Origin of the sequence: Pantoea sp. ICBG 1758 (assembly GCF_002928325.1) — a bacterium.
Lineage (GTDB): Bacteria > Pseudomonadota > Gammaproteobacteria > Enterobacterales > Enterobacteriaceae > Pantoea > Pantoea eucrina.
In genome coordinates this window covers 1,072,605-1,087,461 of the sequence record NZ_POWL01000001.1, presented here as the reverse complement: position 1 = coordinate 1,087,461, position 14,857 = coordinate 1,072,605, and the positions used below count along the sequence as shown (strand labels likewise).

At 57.4% G+C, this 14,857-nt stretch carries 12 protein-coding genes; 2 read left to right on the top strand and 10 right to left on the bottom strand.

The features are described from left to right. Window position 1 precedes the first annotated feature (1 nt). On the bottom strand, window positions 2–250 hold the full coding sequence (locus tag C1Y41_RS19860) for a hypothetical protein (RefSeq protein ID WP_145339057.1): 249 nt from the start codon (window positions 248–250) through the stop codon (window positions 2–4). Here C1Y41_RS19860 and hrpA point away from each other — a divergent pair. Continuing rightward, a complete protein-coding gene (hrpA, locus tag C1Y41_RS05300) occupies window positions 237–4,133 on the top strand; it encodes an ATP-dependent RNA helicase HrpA (protein WP_104084999.1) in 3,897 nt (1,298 codons plus the stop codon). The genes C1Y41_RS19860 and hrpA overlap by 14 nt on opposite strands. 43 nt (window positions 4,134–4,176) lie before the next feature. On the opposite strand, the gene C1Y41_RS05295 is transcribed toward hrpA, so the two are convergent. The 5 genes from C1Y41_RS05295 to rstA all read right to left on the bottom strand — a co-directional run bounded on the left by C1Y41_RS05295 (window position 4,177) and on the right by rstA (window position 9,363). After that, complete coding sequence (locus C1Y41_RS05295; RefSeq protein ID WP_039384464.1) at window positions 4,177–4,983, bottom strand: serine protease; 807 nt, start codon at window positions 4,981–4,983, stop codon at window positions 4,177–4,179. A 270-nt stretch (window positions 4,984–5,253) separates the two neighbouring features. After that, on the bottom strand, window positions 5,254–5,676 hold the full coding sequence (gene asr / locus C1Y41_RS05290; RefSeq protein ID WP_104084998.1) for an acid resistance repetitive basic protein Asr: 423 nt from the start codon (window positions 5,674–5,676) through the stop codon (window positions 5,254–5,256). A gap of 157 nt (window positions 5,677–5,833) precedes the next feature. After that, window positions 5,834–7,318, bottom strand: coding sequence for a carboxypeptidase M32 (locus C1Y41_RS05285; protein ID WP_039384459.1), 1,485 nt, complete (start codon window positions 7,316–7,318; stop codon window positions 5,834–5,836). Window positions 7,319–7,330: 12 nt separating this feature from the next. Next, entirely contained in the window at window positions 7,331–8,641 is a 1,311-nt protein-coding gene (rstB, locus tag C1Y41_RS05280; protein WP_039384456.1) for a two-component system sensor histidine kinase RstB, read from the bottom strand. Then, window positions 8,641–9,363: a two-component system response regulator RstA gene (gene rstA / locus C1Y41_RS05275; RefSeq protein ID WP_039384454.1), complete on the bottom strand. Its 723-nt coding sequence runs from the start codon at window positions 9,361–9,363 to the stop codon at window positions 8,641–8,643. Before rstA ends, rstB begins: the two co-directional genes overlap by 1 nt. Before the next feature lie 176 nt (window positions 9,364–9,539). Here rstA and C1Y41_RS05270 point away from each other — a divergent pair, with 176 nt between their 5' ends. After that, on the top strand, window positions 9,540–9,953 hold the full coding sequence (locus tag C1Y41_RS05270) for a hypothetical protein (protein ID WP_039384453.1): 414 nt from the start codon (window positions 9,540–9,542) through the stop codon (window positions 9,951–9,953). Here C1Y41_RS05270 and C1Y41_RS05265 read toward each other — a convergent pair whose 3' ends face one another. The 4 genes from C1Y41_RS05265 to C1Y41_RS05250 all read right to left on the bottom strand — a co-directional run bounded on the left by C1Y41_RS05265 (window position 9,954) and on the right by C1Y41_RS05250 (window position 14,637). After that, window positions 9,954–11,345 (bottom strand): basic amino acid/polyamine antiporter, encoded by a 1,392-nt coding sequence (locus C1Y41_RS05265; RefSeq protein WP_039384450.1) that lies wholly within the window; start codon window positions 11,343–11,345, stop codon window positions 9,954–9,956. 205 nt (window positions 11,346–11,550) lie between these two features. After that, on the bottom strand, window positions 11,551–12,507 hold the full coding sequence (gene ydgH / locus C1Y41_RS05260; protein WP_039384446.1) for a DUF1471 family protein YdgH: 957 nt from the start codon (window positions 12,505–12,507) through the stop codon (window positions 11,551–11,553). Between the two features lie 302 nt (window positions 12,508–12,809). Further along, window positions 12,810–13,766 carry a universal stress protein UspE gene (uspE, locus tag C1Y41_RS05255; RefSeq protein WP_071668843.1) on the bottom strand — a complete coding sequence of 319 codons (957 nt, stop codon included), beginning with the start codon at window positions 13,764–13,766 and terminating at the stop codon, window positions 12,810–12,812. A 118-nt stretch (window positions 13,767–13,884) separates the two neighbouring features. Continuing rightward, a complete protein-coding gene (locus C1Y41_RS05250) occupies window positions 13,885–14,637 on the bottom strand; it encodes an FNR family transcription factor (RefSeq protein WP_039384441.1) in 753 nt (250 codons plus the stop codon). Window positions 14,638–14,857: the final 220 nt, after the last annotated feature.

The following is a 14,857-nucleotide window of genomic DNA, read 5'->3' as shown; positions in this document are numbered from 1 at the left end:
GTTATGCGGCGGGCTTCCCGCTCAATGCGTCATACTCTACGGCGTTCACCGGCAGCGTAAAAGCGTAATAATTCGAGGCCAATGTTCGAATTAATTGAATAAGCCAGCCGGAGCGGCTCAGCCAGCAGGCTGAGAATATGCTATTATGGCGTCCGGTAATTGATTGAATCTGCCGGGAAAGCGTCCCGGCGCCGCGCGTGTTTTCGCCGTGCTGCACTAACAGGTAATCCATCCCTATGTCATCATCCATTGAATCACCTTTAGCACCACTCTGGGCCCGGCTTGATGCGCTGACGCTGCGCGATCGCCAGCGCCTGCAGCGACGTCTGCAGGGTGCGGCAAAGGTGAAAAACAGCGCCGCACAGCAGACCATTGCCGCAGAGCTGGCGGACGAATTCAGCGTTGCCGAACAGCGCATCGCCCGGCGCGTGGCCGGCACCCCGCGCATCACCTTTCCGGAAAATCTGCCGGTCAGCCAGAAGCAGCAGGCGATATCAGACGCGATTCGCGATCATCAGGTAGTGATTGTTGCTGGTGAAACCGGATCGGGTAAAACTACTCAGCTGCCAAAAATCTGCCTCGCGCTGGGACGCGGCGTGAAAGGCCTGATCGGGCACACGCAGCCGCGTCGTCTGGCAGCCCGCACCGTGGCGAGCCGCATCGCGGAAGAGCTGGAGACCGCGCCGGGAAGTACCATCGGCTATAAAGTCCGTTTTACCGATCAGGTCAGCGACAGCACGCAGGTCAAACTGATGACCGACGGTATCCTGCTGGCGGAGATCCAGCAGGACCGGCTGCTGCTGCAGTACGACACCATCATTATTGATGAGGCGCATGAGCGCAGCCTTAACATCGATTTTCTGCTGGGATACCTGCGTGAGCTGCTGCCGCGCCGCCCCGATCTCAAAGTGATCATCACCTCCGCCACTATCGATCCGCAGCGCTTCTCGCGTCACTTTAATAATGCGCCGGTTATCGAAGTGTCAGGCCGGACTTACCCGGTGGAGGTGCGCTACCGGCCTATCGCGGAAGAAGCGGATGAGAGCGATCGCGATCAGCTGCAGGCCATTTTTGACGCCGTGGATGAGCTGGGGCAGGAGAGCCGTGGCGATATATTGATCTTCATGAGCGGGGAGCGTGAGATCCGCGACACGGCCGATGCGCTGATGAAGCGTGATTTGCCGCATACCGAGATCCTGCCGCTCTACGCGCGTCTCTCCAACGCCGAGCAGAATCGCGTGTTTCAGTCCCACAGCGGGCGGCGCATTGTCCTGGCCACGAACGTGGCAGAGACCTCGCTCACCGTGCCGGGCATTAAATATGTCATCGATCCCGGTACCGCGCGAATCAGCCGCTACAGCTATCGCACCAAGGTGCAGCGCCTGCCGATTGAGCCGGTTTCACAGGCTTCGGCAAACCAGCGTAAAGGGCGCTGCGGCCGCGTTTCGGAAGGGATCTGTATCCGGCTTTACTCCGAGGCTGATTTCCTCAGCCGGCCCGCCTTTACCGATCCGGAGATCCTGCGGACCAATCTCGCGTCGGTGATCCTGCAGATGACCGCCCTGGGGCTGGGCGATATTGCGGCGTTCCCGTTTGTGGAAGCGCCTGACAAACGAAATATTCAGGATGGCGTGCGGCTGCTGGAAGAGCTGGGCGCCATTACTCTTAATGAAAATGAGCACTACCGGCTGACGCCGTCCGGTCGTACCCTGGCGCAGCTGCCGGTGGATCCGCGGCTGGCGCGGATGGTGCTGGAGGCGCAGCGCTTTGGCTGCGTGCGCGAAGTGATGATTATCGCGGCGGCGCTCTCGATTCAGGACCCGCGCGAGCGGCCGGTCGAGAAACAGCAGGCGTCCGATGAGAAACATCGCCGCTTTGCTGATAAAGAGTCTGACTTTCTCACCTTTGTTAATCTCTGGAACTATATCCAGGAGCAGCAGAAAGCGCTGTCGGGCAACCAGTTCCGCCGCCAGTGTAAAAGTGACTATCTCAACTATCTGCGCGTGCGCGAATGGCAGGATATCTACACCCAGCTGCGTCAGGTCGTGCGTGAACAGGGGATGCCCGTCAACAGCGAGCCGGCACCTTATCGTGAGGTGCACTGTGCGCTGCTGACCGGCCTGCTGTCGCATATCGGACAGAAAGATGCGGAGAAGCAGGAGTTTACCGGCGCGCGCAACGCCCGCTTTGCCATATTCCCTGGCTCCGGTTTGTTTAAAAAACCGCCGAAATGGACCGTGGTGGCAGAACTGGTAGAAACCAGCCGCCTGTGGGGCCGGGTGGCGGCACGCATCGATCCGGAGTGGATTGAGCCGCTGGCTCAGCACCTTATCAAGCGAAGCTACAGCGAACCGCACTGGGAGAAAGCACAGGGCGCGGTGATGGCTACGGAAAAGGTAACGCTCTACGGGCTGCCCATCGTGCAGGCGCGTAAAGTGAATTACAGCCGCATCGATCCGCAGCTGAGCCGCGAGCTGTTTATTCGCCATGCGCTGGTTGAGGGCGACTGGCAGACGCGCCACGCCTTTTTCCGCACCAACCTGAAGCTGCGCAGTGAAGTTGAGGATCTGGAGCATAAATCACGCCGCCGCGACATTCTGGTGGATGACGAAACGCTGTTTGCGTTTTACGATCGCCGTCTGGGCAAAGAGGTGGTCTCTGCCCGTCACTTTGACAGCTGGTGGAAGCAGGCCAGTAAAGAGAATCCGGACCTGCTCAACTTCGACAAGCAGATGCTGATCAAAGAGGGAGCAGATAAGGTCAGCCAGCTCGACTACCCTAATGTCTGGCAGCAGGGCAACCTGAAGCTGCGGCTCACCTATCAGTTTGAGCCAGGCGCCGATGCGGATGGCGTGACCGTTCATATCCCGCTGCCGCTGCTGAACCAGGTGGATGAAGCGGGTTTTGAGTGGCAGATCCCTGGCGTGCGGCGTGAGCTTATCATCGCGCTGATTAAATCGCTGCCCAAACCGCTGCGCCGCAATTTTGTGCCGGCCCCCAATTACGCGGAAGCGTTTCTCGGTCGCGTTCAGCCGCTGGCACAGCCGCTGCTGGATGCGCTGGAGCGTGAGTTCCGGCGCATGTCAGGCGTGACGATTGAGCGCGATGCCTGGCACTGGGATCAGGTGCCCGATCACCTTAAAATGACGTTCCGCATTGTGGATGAGCACAACCGCAAGCTGCAGGAAGGTAAAGATCTGCATCAGCTGAAACAGGCGCTGAAAGGCAAAGTGCAGGAGACGCTGTCGAAGGTTGCCGATGATGGTCTGGAGCAGAGCGGCCTGCACATCTGGAGTTTTGGCGACCTGCCACAGAGTTATGAGCAGAAGCGCGGCAGCTATCAGGTCAAAGCCTGGCCGGCGCTGGTAGATGAAAAAGATAGCGTGGCGATCCGCCTGTATGACAGTGAAGAGGAGCAGCAGAAGATGATGTGGCGCGGTCAGCGTCGCCTGCTGCTGCTGAACATTCCGTCACCGGTTAAATATCTGCATGAAAAGCTGCCGAATAAAGCCAAGCTCGGGCTCTACTTTAATCCGTATGGCAAAGTGCTGGAGCTGATAGACGACTGTATTGCCTGCGGCGTGGATAAGCTAATGGCGGAGGCGGGCGGCCCCGCGTGGCAGCAGCAGAATTTTGAGCAGCTGCGCGATAAAGTGCGGGCGGAGCTGAACGACACCGTGGTGACGATTGCGCAGCAGGTTGAGCAGATCCTCACCTGCGTGTTCAATATCAACAAATTTCTGAAAGGCCGCGTGGATATGACGCTGGCGCTGGCGCTGGCAGATATCAAACAGCAGATGAGCGGTCTGGTCTATCGCGGATTTGTCACCGGCAACGGCTACGATCGGCTGGGGGATACGCTGCGCTATCTGCAGGGAATCGAGCGCCGTCTGGAGAAGCTGCCCGCCGATCCGCACAGCGATCGCGCCCGCATGCTGAAGGTACAGGCGGTGGAACAGGCGTGGAACGTCTGGCGCAGCAAGCTGCCGCCGCAGCGCCGGGATGATGCCGATGTAGTGGCGATCCGCTGGATGATTGAAGAGCTGCGCATCAGCTACTTTGCTCAGCAGCTGGGTACTCCCTATCCGGTTTCAGATAAGCGGGTGCTGCAGGCGATGGAGCAGCTGAGCTGAATGCATAACGCATGCAGGTGTGCGTGACCGCGCGCCTGCCTGCTTACTCAGCCAGCTCTTCGAGTTTATCTTTAAACGAGGTCACGGCAATGGCCCGGTTGTCCGCGCGATAGCGATCGACCGGCGCCGGAGCCGAACTCTGTACGGCGATGAGCTGCCAGCCATCATCTTTTTTCAGCAGCAGCGGGGAGCCGCTGTCGCCAGGCAGCGTATCGCACTGGTGCGAAAGCACGGCGCGCTGCGCCCAGCCGGTGACTATACAGTCGCTATGCGAATAGAGTGAATCGAGGTGATCGGCCGGATAACCCGCCTGCGTGACTTTGCGTCCGCTCTCTTTGAGCGCGGCGGTGAGATCGCTGCGAGAGCCATCAAACAGCGGGATCGGCACAATACCTGAAGGGGGGTTGTGCAGGATCACCAGACCATAATCGTAAGGCGCGGCGGCAGAGGGCACAATCCAGCCCTCGCCATCGGCCTGCAGGCGCCGCGCCAGCGACGGCTCAACCCGGGCATCTATATCGTGAATTTCGTAACGCCAGCCTTTTTCACCCGCCATAAAGCGCAGCGCAACCGGCTTATCGAATCGGCCTGGCGGTGTCAGCAGGCAGTGGCCGGCGGTCAGGGCCAGATGAGCAGAGATCAGCGTGGCGGTGCAGAGGTTGCCGCTTTCCGTCTCCAGCTGACCAATGGCATCCCAGGGCGCAGCGGCCACGTCGCTTATTGCCTGGCGATGGTCTTTACCAAAAAACAGCGTCTTGATCTCTTCGGGACTCAGCCCGTCTTCATCATCGGCGTGTGCTGTGAGGGTAAAGCCGAAAATACCAATAAATAACAGAATTGCCAGGCGCATAGTTCTCTCGACAGGGAGAATAAAAGGGAGTTTTTGTTATCACGCTTAGGCGATAACTATAGTCGGTGAGCGGTAAAAAAGGGAGAAATATTGGAGTAATCAGCGCGCTACAGCCATCAAATAAAAAAACTGGCCGCGACAATGCCGCAGAGAATCATCACAAAGAGAATAATTTCGAAGCGATAGCGACGCACCATTTTTCGCTACTCCAGTAAATAAACACCCGGCATAACCGGGTGTTTTAAACAACATCGTGGTGTTGGCGCGAACTTATTTCGCTGATTTTTTCATTTTGTGATGCTTTTTAGCTGCCTGCGCTTTCTGCGCAACTTTAGCGTGGTGCTTTTTAGCCGCCTGCGCCTTCTGTGCAGCAGGTTTAGCGGATTTCACGTGGTGCTTTTTGGCAGCCTGCGCTTTCTGTGCAGCGGGCTGAGTTGATTTTTTGTGATGCTTTTTAGCGGCCTGCGCTTTCTGTTCAGCAGGCTTGGTTGCTTTTTTATGATGCTTTTTCGCAGCCTGGGCTTTCTGCGCAGCAGCTTTATGTTTGTGATGCACCATTTTATGTTTAGCTGGCACAGCGGTAGTGGAGCTGGTGGTGGCAGTTGCCGCCGGAGCAGCGGTTGTCTCAGCAGCAAAAGCAGCAGAAGAGAGACCCATAGCAGCGGCGATTACCAGTGCACATAATTTTTTCATCGCTTAATCCTCGGACTATTTTTCATATGTAGCCCACTGCGGGGCCGGTGAAAACACTATATGAAAAAGCGATTTCGCTTTCCGTGAGGGATTGGTATCGGCGTGTAACGGATTGTACAAGGCGGGAAAGTGGCGGCCGTTGCGGCCGCCTGCGGGATCAATCTGCGAGGTAGCGCTGCTCAAGGTGCTGACGGAAATAGTCCGGGTTCAGCGCTTCACCGGTGGCGTTGCGCAGCAGCTGTTCAGTCGGGAAGCGACTGCCGTGCTGCCAGATATTCTGCTGCAGCCAGTCAAATACCGGCTGCAGCTCGCCGTTAAGGATCAGCGTCTCCAGCTGCGGGATCGCGCGCTTAACCGCCTGATAAAGCTGTGCCGCATACATCGCACCCAGCGTATAGGTCGGAAAGTAACCGAACGCGCCGTCGGTCCAGTGGATATCCTGCATACAGCCATCGCGATAGTTGCCACGGGTATCAATGCCGAGCGACTGCTGCATTTTTTCATCCCACAGCGCCGGAATATCCTCTACCTCAATCTCACCTTCAATCAGCGCGCGCTCAATCTCATAGCGCAGAATAACGTGTGCCGGATAGCTCAGCTCATCGGCATCGACGCGGATAAAGCCAGGCTTGACGCGCTGCGCCAGACGAATAAAGTTAGGCGTCTCCAGCGCAGGCTGCTCACCCATCAGCGCGACGACCTGCGGCTGAATATGCTGCAAAAAGGCGCGGCTGCGGCCCAGCTGCATCTCCATAAACAGGCTCTGCGACTCATGAATCGCGGTAGAGCGCGCCAGGGCCACTGGCTGACCGCGCCACTGCTGTGGCAGATTCTGTTCGTAGCGCGCGTGCCCGGTCTCATGGATCACACCCATCATGGCGCTGAGAAACTCGCTTTCGTTGTAGCGCGTGGTGATGCGCACGTCGTCCGGCACACCGCCGCAAAAAGGGTGGGCGCTGACATCAAGACGACCATGATTGAAATCGAAGCCGAGCAGCTTCATTACGCTCAGCCCCAGCTGCTTCTGTGACTCAACGGCAAAGGGTCCCAGCGGCTGAAGCGGCGCCTGCGCCTGCTTTGCCACCGCCCGCTGCAGTAAATCAGGCAGCCAGCTTTTCAGCGCGCCAAAAGTGGCGTCAAGCCGGGCGCTGGTCATGCCTGGCTCATACAGATCCAGCAGCGCGTCATAGCGCGACGTGCTGGCCGCAGCGGCGCGCAGCTGCGCCTCTTCCCGGCTCAGCCGGACAACCTCTTTGAGGTTAGCGCTGAAGCCCTGCCAGTCATTCGCCGGGCGCTGCGATCGCCACGCATGCTCGCAGCGCGAGCCCGCCAGCGATTTTGCTTCGACCAGCGCGGCGGGAAGCAGCGTTGCCTGACGCCAGGCGCGCTGCATCTCCGCCACGTTTGCCTGCTCAACATCGTTCAGCGACTCCTGCTCAGCAGCAGAGAAAAGCCCTTCCAGCGCCGGCGCGGTCAGCAGCTCATGCATAAACACGCTGAGTTCGGCCAGCGCTTCGCCACGCGCCTGACTGCCGCCGGGCGGCATGGTAGTCTGCATATCAACCCCGGCAATCGCACCGAGGTGACCGAAACGGGAAAGGCGCTGAAACGTGCGGGTAAGTTCCTGATAAGCTGATGTCACAGCCAGATCTCCTTAAGCGGGTAAGCGGGGGGGTGTCTCACGCAAGGGTAAATCAACCGGCCAGCAAAAGCGAACGCTGGCGCCGCCGAGCGGCGAGCTCTCGATCACCACCTGACCCTGCAGCGCCTGGGCAATCGAATGGACGATAGCCAGCCCGAGGCCGCAGCCGCCGGTCGCGCGATCGCGGCTGGGATCGAGACGAACGAAAGGCTCAAAAACCCGCTGGCGCTCTTCGGCCGGAATGCCGGGACCATCATCCTCTACCTGCAAAATGCCGGTTGTGCCGTCAAACCAGAGGCTGACGCGCAGCCGCTCAGTAGCGTAGCGCAACGCATTATTGACGAGGTTATCCAGCACCCGCTCCATCAGCCGCATGTCGGCGCTGCCGGTATTCTGCAGCTGCGGAATATCCAGCGCGATCTGCGTGTGCGGCTGCATACTCTGTACATCAGCAATATAGAGCCGCAGCCACTGCGCCAGGTCGAACGACTGCAGATGCAGGTCGACCCGCGGACGGTCCAGCCGGGCATAGGTCAGCAGTTCTTCAATCAGGCTCTCCAGCTGGCCCACATCGCGATTCAGCGCGGCGGACTCCGCCTCTGTCAGGTTATCGCTCATTTCCAGCCGGTAGCGCAGGCGCACCAGCGGCGTGCGCAGCTCGTGGGCGATGCCATCAATCAGCTGTTTTTTGCTGGCCACCAGCGTATTGATGTTATCCGCCATCTGGTTAAACGCCACGCCGAGACTGTGAAGGCTGGAGGTGCTTTCAAAATGGGTGCGCACGTCCAGCTCACCGCGGCCAAAGCGCTCCGCGGCTTTCTCCAGCCGCTGCATCTCCTGCCAGTGCGGACGCAGCCAGATAAATACCGGCAGTGCCAGCGACATACCGATAAACGCCACCAGCGCAATATCCAGCAGCCGCATCTGATGCAGATAAAACAGATAGGGGATAGGCCCGACAGAGAGCACGTAGTGGCTGCGGGGAATATGCTGCAGAAAGGTGTATTGATCGTCGAGCGCGACAATTTCGCCGGCGCGCAGACGTTTCATATCCCTCTCATCAAGCTGGTATTTGCTCATGGGTTCGATATTGAGATCGAAGGAGAGGTCAAGATCGAGACTGCGGATAGTTTTGTTCCAGTCACGCGGCGGGATCTCGCGCAGCTCGCTGCGCATCAGAAACAGCGAGCTGGCCATCAGGTCATTCATCGACTGCCGGCCAGCCCGCTCGGCGGTAAACTTATACACCAGGCCCACCAGCAGGGTCATCACCAGAAAGCAGACAAACAGCAGCAGGTAAAACTGAATAAAGAGCTTTCTCATCAGCTGCGGGTATCCCAGGCCTGAGGCGCAAACAGGTAGCCTTTGTTGCGGATGGTTTTGATGCGAAACGGCTCAGTCGCGCTGTCATAGAGCTTTTTGCGCAGCCGCGAGATAGCCACATCAATACTGCGATCCATGCCGTCATAGCTCACGCCGCGCAGCGTCATCAGCAGCGCGTCGCGATCGAGGATCTCGCCGGCGTGGCTCGCCAGCTGCCACAGCAGATCGAAGTCGGCCGTTGAAAGCGTAATGTTCTCATCAAACAGCAGCACCTGACGGTTCAGCGCATCGATGGTCAGCGAACCAAACCGCAGCACTTTCTGCGACTGCTGCTGTGCCGGCGTGCTCTCCGGCTTGTTGACCACCGCCTGGCGCAGATGCAGACGCAGCCGCGCCAGCAGCACGGCAGGGGGCGTGGTCTTGAGAATGTAGTCATTGGCGCCCATTTCAAGCGCGAGAATATGGTTCATATCGCTGTCGAGCGAGGTCAGCAGGACAATGGGACCACTCCAGTGCGCCCGCAGGTCGCGGCAGAGCGTCATGCCATCTTTACCCGGCAGCATAATATCCAGCAGGACCAGATCCGGCTGGACGTTAAGAATCGTCGCCTCGGCGCGATCGCCGCGCGTTTCGACCACCACGTCAATATCATGGCGACCCAGATAGGCGGCGATCAGCTCGCCGACTTCCGGCTCATCTTCAACATAGACAATTTTGTTCATAGGTAAGCGCGCTGAAAAAGAATGGCAGCAGCATAGCTTTTCCTGGTCCTGAGCACTACGCTACCGCACGAAATATCCCTGTCTCACTGGTATGTATACCGTGAAATGTGCCATTATTAGCGGCGCGTTAAGGCGCAAGGTTCGGAACCGCATTGAAAAACAGGAGGAGTGCGAGGGTGTCTGATAAAGAGCTGGCTTCAGCCGGATACAGTGATCGCATCTGCTTCAATTACAGTGACTTTCTCTCCGCTTCCTGCAAAAAACGCTGGAGCTTTGTTGACGCCATTTACGGTGTCATGCCCATTTTTGGCATGGTAACCCGTAAGTCCGCTCACAGCTTACAGGCCAGCGACGATCATCTGAAAGAATTAGCGTTGCAAATCATTTCAACGCAGGTCAGCGATGAGATCAATATCGCCCGGCTGATTACGCTGGCGGAGCAGCAGCATATCAGCCGGTTTGATATTCAGCTGCCTTATCCGCTCTCTGCGGAACAGCTTGATGGGATCCACCTCGAATACAGCAAACCCCTGAATCTTACACAGCAGAACGATCTGCTGTGCGTCTCCATTCCGGCACTCGCGCATTGATTACTGCGTAAGCTGCCACAGCGCGGGCAGCGATGCCGCCATCAACAGCACAATCGCCATGCGTTCCAGCTGCAGCAGCGGCTTGTCACCGCGTCCGCCGCGGCGCGCGTAGAGAAACAGCAGCAGTCCCGGCGCGTAAAGCACCACGGAGAGCAGCAGATGCAGCGGGCCTGAGGCGTAGAGCAGCCAGAGGCCATACAGCGTGGCACCCAGCCCGATGCTCATCGCCAGCGGTTTCTGCTGGCCGCGCACCACCTTCATCAGATAGAGTCCCACCAGCAGGTAAGGCACCAGAATCATCTCTGAGGCGATCGTGAGCAGGGTATTGTAGTCAGCGCCGGTCAGCGCGATGGCGATCAGGCAAACCTGTACGCTGCCGTTGGTCAGCCACAGCGACGCCGCAGGCGAGTTATGACGGTTCTGTCGGGCGAGGCTGCGCGGAAATGCACCCTGCCGGGCAGCAATAAAGGGAACTTCAGCCGCCATGATGGTCCAGCTGAGATAGGCGCCGCAGACCGAGACAATCAGCCCCGCGGCTATCACCGCATCGCCCCAGTGACCCAGCAGATGCGTCATCAGCCCGGCCATTGACGGGTTGCGCAGCTGCGCCAGCTCAGCGCGCGGGATCACACCCAGCGAGAGCAGCGTGACCAGCAGATAAACCAGCAGCGCCGCCAGCACCGCCAGCAGCGTGGCGCGCCCCACATCCTGTTTATTGCGCGCGCGCGCCGATACCACCACGGCACCCTCAACGCCGATAAAGACCCACAGCGTGATAAGCATGGTCTGCTTGATTTGCTGCCACAGCGGCTGACCCAGCTCAGCGCCGCTGAAATCGAAGCTGAACCGGTCATAATTAAATGCCAGCAGCGCCAGCACCACAAACAGCAGCAGCGGGACCAGCTTGCCAAGCGTGGCCAGCATATTAATGCTCGCTGCGGTCTGCACGCCGCGCAGCACCAGCCAGTGTACCAGCCAGAGCAGCACCGAAGCGCCCAGCATCGCCTGCCAGGTGTTACCGTCGCCAAACACCACGTGCTGCGGCGTATCGGTAAAAAAGCTCAGCGCAGAGAACACAATCACCAGATAAGAGACGTTGGCGATCACGGCGCAGAGCCAGTAGCCCCACGCCGAGCAGAACCCCGTCAGCTCACCAAATCCGGCGCGGGCATAGGTAAAGATACCGCCGTCGAGCTCCGGTTTGAGCCGCGTCAGCAGCAGCATTGCGAGGGAGAGAAAAATGATACCCACCCCGGTGATGAGCCAGCCGATGAGCAGCGCCGCCGGACCCGCGACGGCCGCCATATTTTGCGGCAGACTGAACACGCCCGCGCCAAGCATGGAGCTGAGCACCAGAGCCGTCAGCGCGCTAAGACCTAATTTTTTATCCAAAATGCCTTTCCTGAACAGCAGAGTATGCTGGGTCGTGAACTTTCCGTAGAAGTGTAGTGCACCATCAGGCGCAGATTAAAACGGAATCCCCTGAAAACAGGCGGCAGATTTTACGAGGAGGAGAGGGGGATGGCAATGCAAGAGTATGCAGATTTGTGCAGGAACTATGCAAACAGCAGGGCAGTCTGGCTGCCCCGCTGCATCATTATTTAAACAGGTCGGCGGTAACGGTAAGGTTGCCACCGCTCTGGTTCTGCCACTGGCGCGTGATGTGGTAATACTTCGCGCCTTTGGCGATAGCCCGCTTGCCGACGGCCTCTGAAATCTCAGTCGGCGTCCCGAAGTGATCGGAGAAGGTGATGGTATCAAACGGCTGCATCTGCGCGGCGGTAATCGCATTGACTTCCTGCACGCTGCGGCCGTCTGACTGCTTCACCGTATAGCGTTTGCCGGTTGAACTCTGCGTCTCAAAGAAGCGACCTACATTGGTGCTCGGCGTATCAGAAGAGGCTACGCCCGGCAGCGCCACGCGCGACGCCGCTGCGCCGCCAGCGGCCAGCGCGGCTTTTCCGGCTTCAGAATCAGCAGGAATCGAGTTTGATGTATCCTGGACGATACGCGCTTTGGCATCAGCTTTATAGACATAGGCGGTGACGTACTGATTGCCGCCGTTATTGGCATCAACCTGGCGCACGATAAAGAATGAGGCGGCGCCTTTTTTCTGTGCGGCTCTGGAGATCGCATCATTTACCGCAGGCTGGCTGGAGAAGAAGCCACTGACTGAAACCGTGTCGAACGGTTCAAGGCGGTAGGCTTCCGCTTTCGGCAGCTCTTTAACGCCGTTGATCACGCGATACTGCGTATCGGTCGATGCTTTAGCGGCGTCCGCTTTGTATAAATCTGCGGTGACGCGCCAGTTGCCGCCGTTACCGTTGGTATCATTGATGCCCTGAACGTAAAACGAGTCAGCGCCTTTCTCATCTGCTGCTCTCGAGACTGCGCTGGTGGCATCACCGATTGCGTTGAAGCGGCCGTTGATATTAATACGTTCGAATGGTTTCAGGCCGGCCGCTTGTTCCGGCGTCAGCTCTTTGGCAGCAAACGCGTTAGCTGCCAGCAGCGATAACAGAGTAGACGCCAGAATGGTGTTCTTCAGCTTCATAAAAATGATCCTTCGCCTTACGCAAAATGAGTACGAAAACGTGCTGGACTCTTGATGTATAACAGATTAGCCGCTGATTATTGCATGTAATAATCAGCCTGTCTCAGCCAATTTAGCGTGAATGCCGTATGGATGCATGTCTCTTTTTGCGGCAATATTTTTTCTGAAATCGCGGACGCATCTGTCGGGCAGTTAAGCGCGTAGCCCGTTCAGGCTACGCGCTGCGGTATAGGATGTTGTTAAGCGGGGCAATGGATCAGGACGGGCGTAATCATGCAGGGGCGCCGCAGCGCCCGTGACGGTTAATCCTCTTCATCTTCCTCATCATCACGATCGACCGGCGATTTAAAATCATCCGGCTTGATGGCCAGTAAATCACAGCGCAGATGATCAATAACTTGTTCAGCGGTGTTGCCAAGAAAGGCCGCCGAGAGGCCGGTACGGCCAATCGTACCAAGCACGACAATACCGGCATCCAGCTGTGAAGCGATATCGGGGATCACCTCTTCCGGCAGGCCTTTAGCGACGTGAGTAAACTCTTCACCAATGGAAAATTTCTGTCGCAGCGCTTTCATCGCCACCAGATGCTGACCGCGGATAGCGTCGTTATAGACGCTGGGATCAAAATCGGGCAGCTCAATGGCGATATTAATCGGCGTAACCGGATAAGCGCCCACCAGATGGACTTCGGTGTGATTTACCATTTCCGCCAGACGCGCGGTTTCGCGGATCAGTTTCTGATTCAGCTCATCGTGATGCGGCTCTTCGCTGGCGAGGTTTACCGCCACTACCGCTTTACCGCCTTCCGGCCACGGCTGATCTTTTACCATCCACACCGGGCAGGGACATTTACGCAGCAGATGCCAGTCGGTGGGGGTAAAAATAACCGACTCCAGCCGGTCATGCTGGTGTGCCATTTTCAGCACCAGGTCATGATTGTGCGCCAGCACCTCCTGAATAATCGCTTCAAAAGGGCGGTTGTGCCAGACCACTTTGATTTCGATATCCACGCCGGCATCCAGATAGGCCTGCGCCTGCTCACGGATCCACTCGGTGCGCTGGCTAATCACCCCTTTGCGCATATTGGTGCGCTCATCAGGCGAAAGCAGGGTGGTCATTTCATAGGAGAAATCATAGATAGGCAGAAACGCTTTAATTTTTCCGCCGATGCGTTGATTCAGATAAACCGCGCGACGCAGCGCCGGCTGATCGTCCTGCTGAGGATCGATCGCGACCAGAACATGTTGGTAACGGGACATAGCGCACTCTCCTTAGACCCAGGCCATATGGAATAAAGATAGCCTAAGTTCCGGGCGTGCAGAAGCGGAAAAGGTGTAGCCGGATCAATAAAATAACAATTACTGACCCGGCATTGCCTCAGGCGGGTTGTTCCGCCTGACCCGCCAGCTCAGAGAGCAGGGCGTGATCTTCAATAGTGATATATTTGCCTTTAACAGCCAGCATGCCGCTTTTCTGAAAACGCCCCAGCAGGCGGCTGATGGTTTCAACCGTCAGTCCCAGATAATTGCCGATATCGCCGCGCGTCATGGTCAGCCGGAACTCGCGCTGCGAAAAACCGCGCTGGCCAAAGCGCCGCGAGAGATTCCAGATAAAGGCGGCCAGACGCTCTTCAGCATTTTTTCTGGAGAGCAGCATAATCATATCCTGATCGCCTTTAATCTCTCCGCTCATCAGACGCATCATCTGCTGACGCAGTGCGGGCATTTTGCCTGACAGATCGTCCAGCGTCTCAAAAGGGATTTCGCAGACCATGGCCGTCTCCAGCGCCTGTGCGAAGCCCGGGTGCTTAGCGTTAACGATGGCATCAAACCCGACCAGGTCGCCTGCCAGATGAAAGCCGGTGATCTGCTCGTCGCCCTGTTCGGTAATGGTATAACTCTTGATTGTGCCGGAGCGAATGGCATACAGCGACTTCAGTTCGTCACCCGCCTTGAATAATGTCTGGCCTTTCTGAATCGGCTTTTTACGTTCGATGATGTTGTCCAGCTGATCAAGCTCATGCTCATTCAGTGTGAAAGGAATACACAACTGGCTGATACTGCAATCCTGACAGTGGATCGCACATCCGCCAGACTGAATACGTCGAATGCTGCGTTTTTCCTGGATCATATCTGTACGCTCGATGATTATTGACTGCCGTCAATTTTACCATTTTTCTTCCTGCTGTGAATGCATGCAGGCTGGATCTGGCACAAAAACCTTACAAATAATGGGTATTCGCCCGATTGATCTCACCCGCGCGGCGTTACAGCATCCGGCCTCTGCGGTGCAGACCTTTTACCCCGTACGGCAACCTTTGCTATTCTTCAGTTTTATCAGTATGCCGTGC

Excerpts from the sequence above, each read along its gene's own strand:
- hrpA (WP_104084999.1), top strand. The coding sequence starts at position 237 with ATGTCATCATCCATTGAATCACCTTTAGCACCACTCTGGGCCCGGCTT.
- C1Y41_RS19860 (WP_145339057.1), bottom strand. The coding sequence starts at position 250 with ATGGATGATGACATAGGGATGGATTACCTGTTAGTGCAGCACGGCGAA.
- C1Y41_RS05295 (WP_039384464.1), bottom strand. The coding sequence starts at position 4,983 with ATGCGCCTGGCAATTCTGTTATTTATTGGTATTTTCGGCTTTACCCTC.
- asr (WP_104084998.1), bottom strand. The coding sequence starts at position 5,676 with ATGAAAAAATTATGTGCACTGGTAATCGCCGCTGCTATGGGTCTCTCT.
- rstB (WP_039384456.1), bottom strand. The coding sequence starts at position 8,641 with ATGAGAAAGCTCTTTATTCAGTTTTACCTGCTGCTGTTTGTCTGCTTT.
- rstA (WP_039384454.1), bottom strand. The coding sequence starts at position 9,363 with ATGAACAAAATTGTCTATGTTGAAGATGAGCCGGAAGTCGGCGAGCTG.
- ydgH (WP_039384446.1), bottom strand. The coding sequence starts at position 12,507 with ATGAAGCTGAAGAACACCATTCTGGCGTCTACTCTGTTATCGCTGCTG.
- uspE (WP_071668843.1), bottom strand. The coding sequence starts at position 13,766 with ATGTCCCGTTACCAACATGTTCTGGTCGCGATCGATCCTCAGCAGGAC.
- C1Y41_RS05250 (WP_039384441.1), bottom strand. The coding sequence starts at position 14,637 with ATGATCCAGGAAAAACGCAGCATTCGACGTATTCAGTCTGGCGGATGT.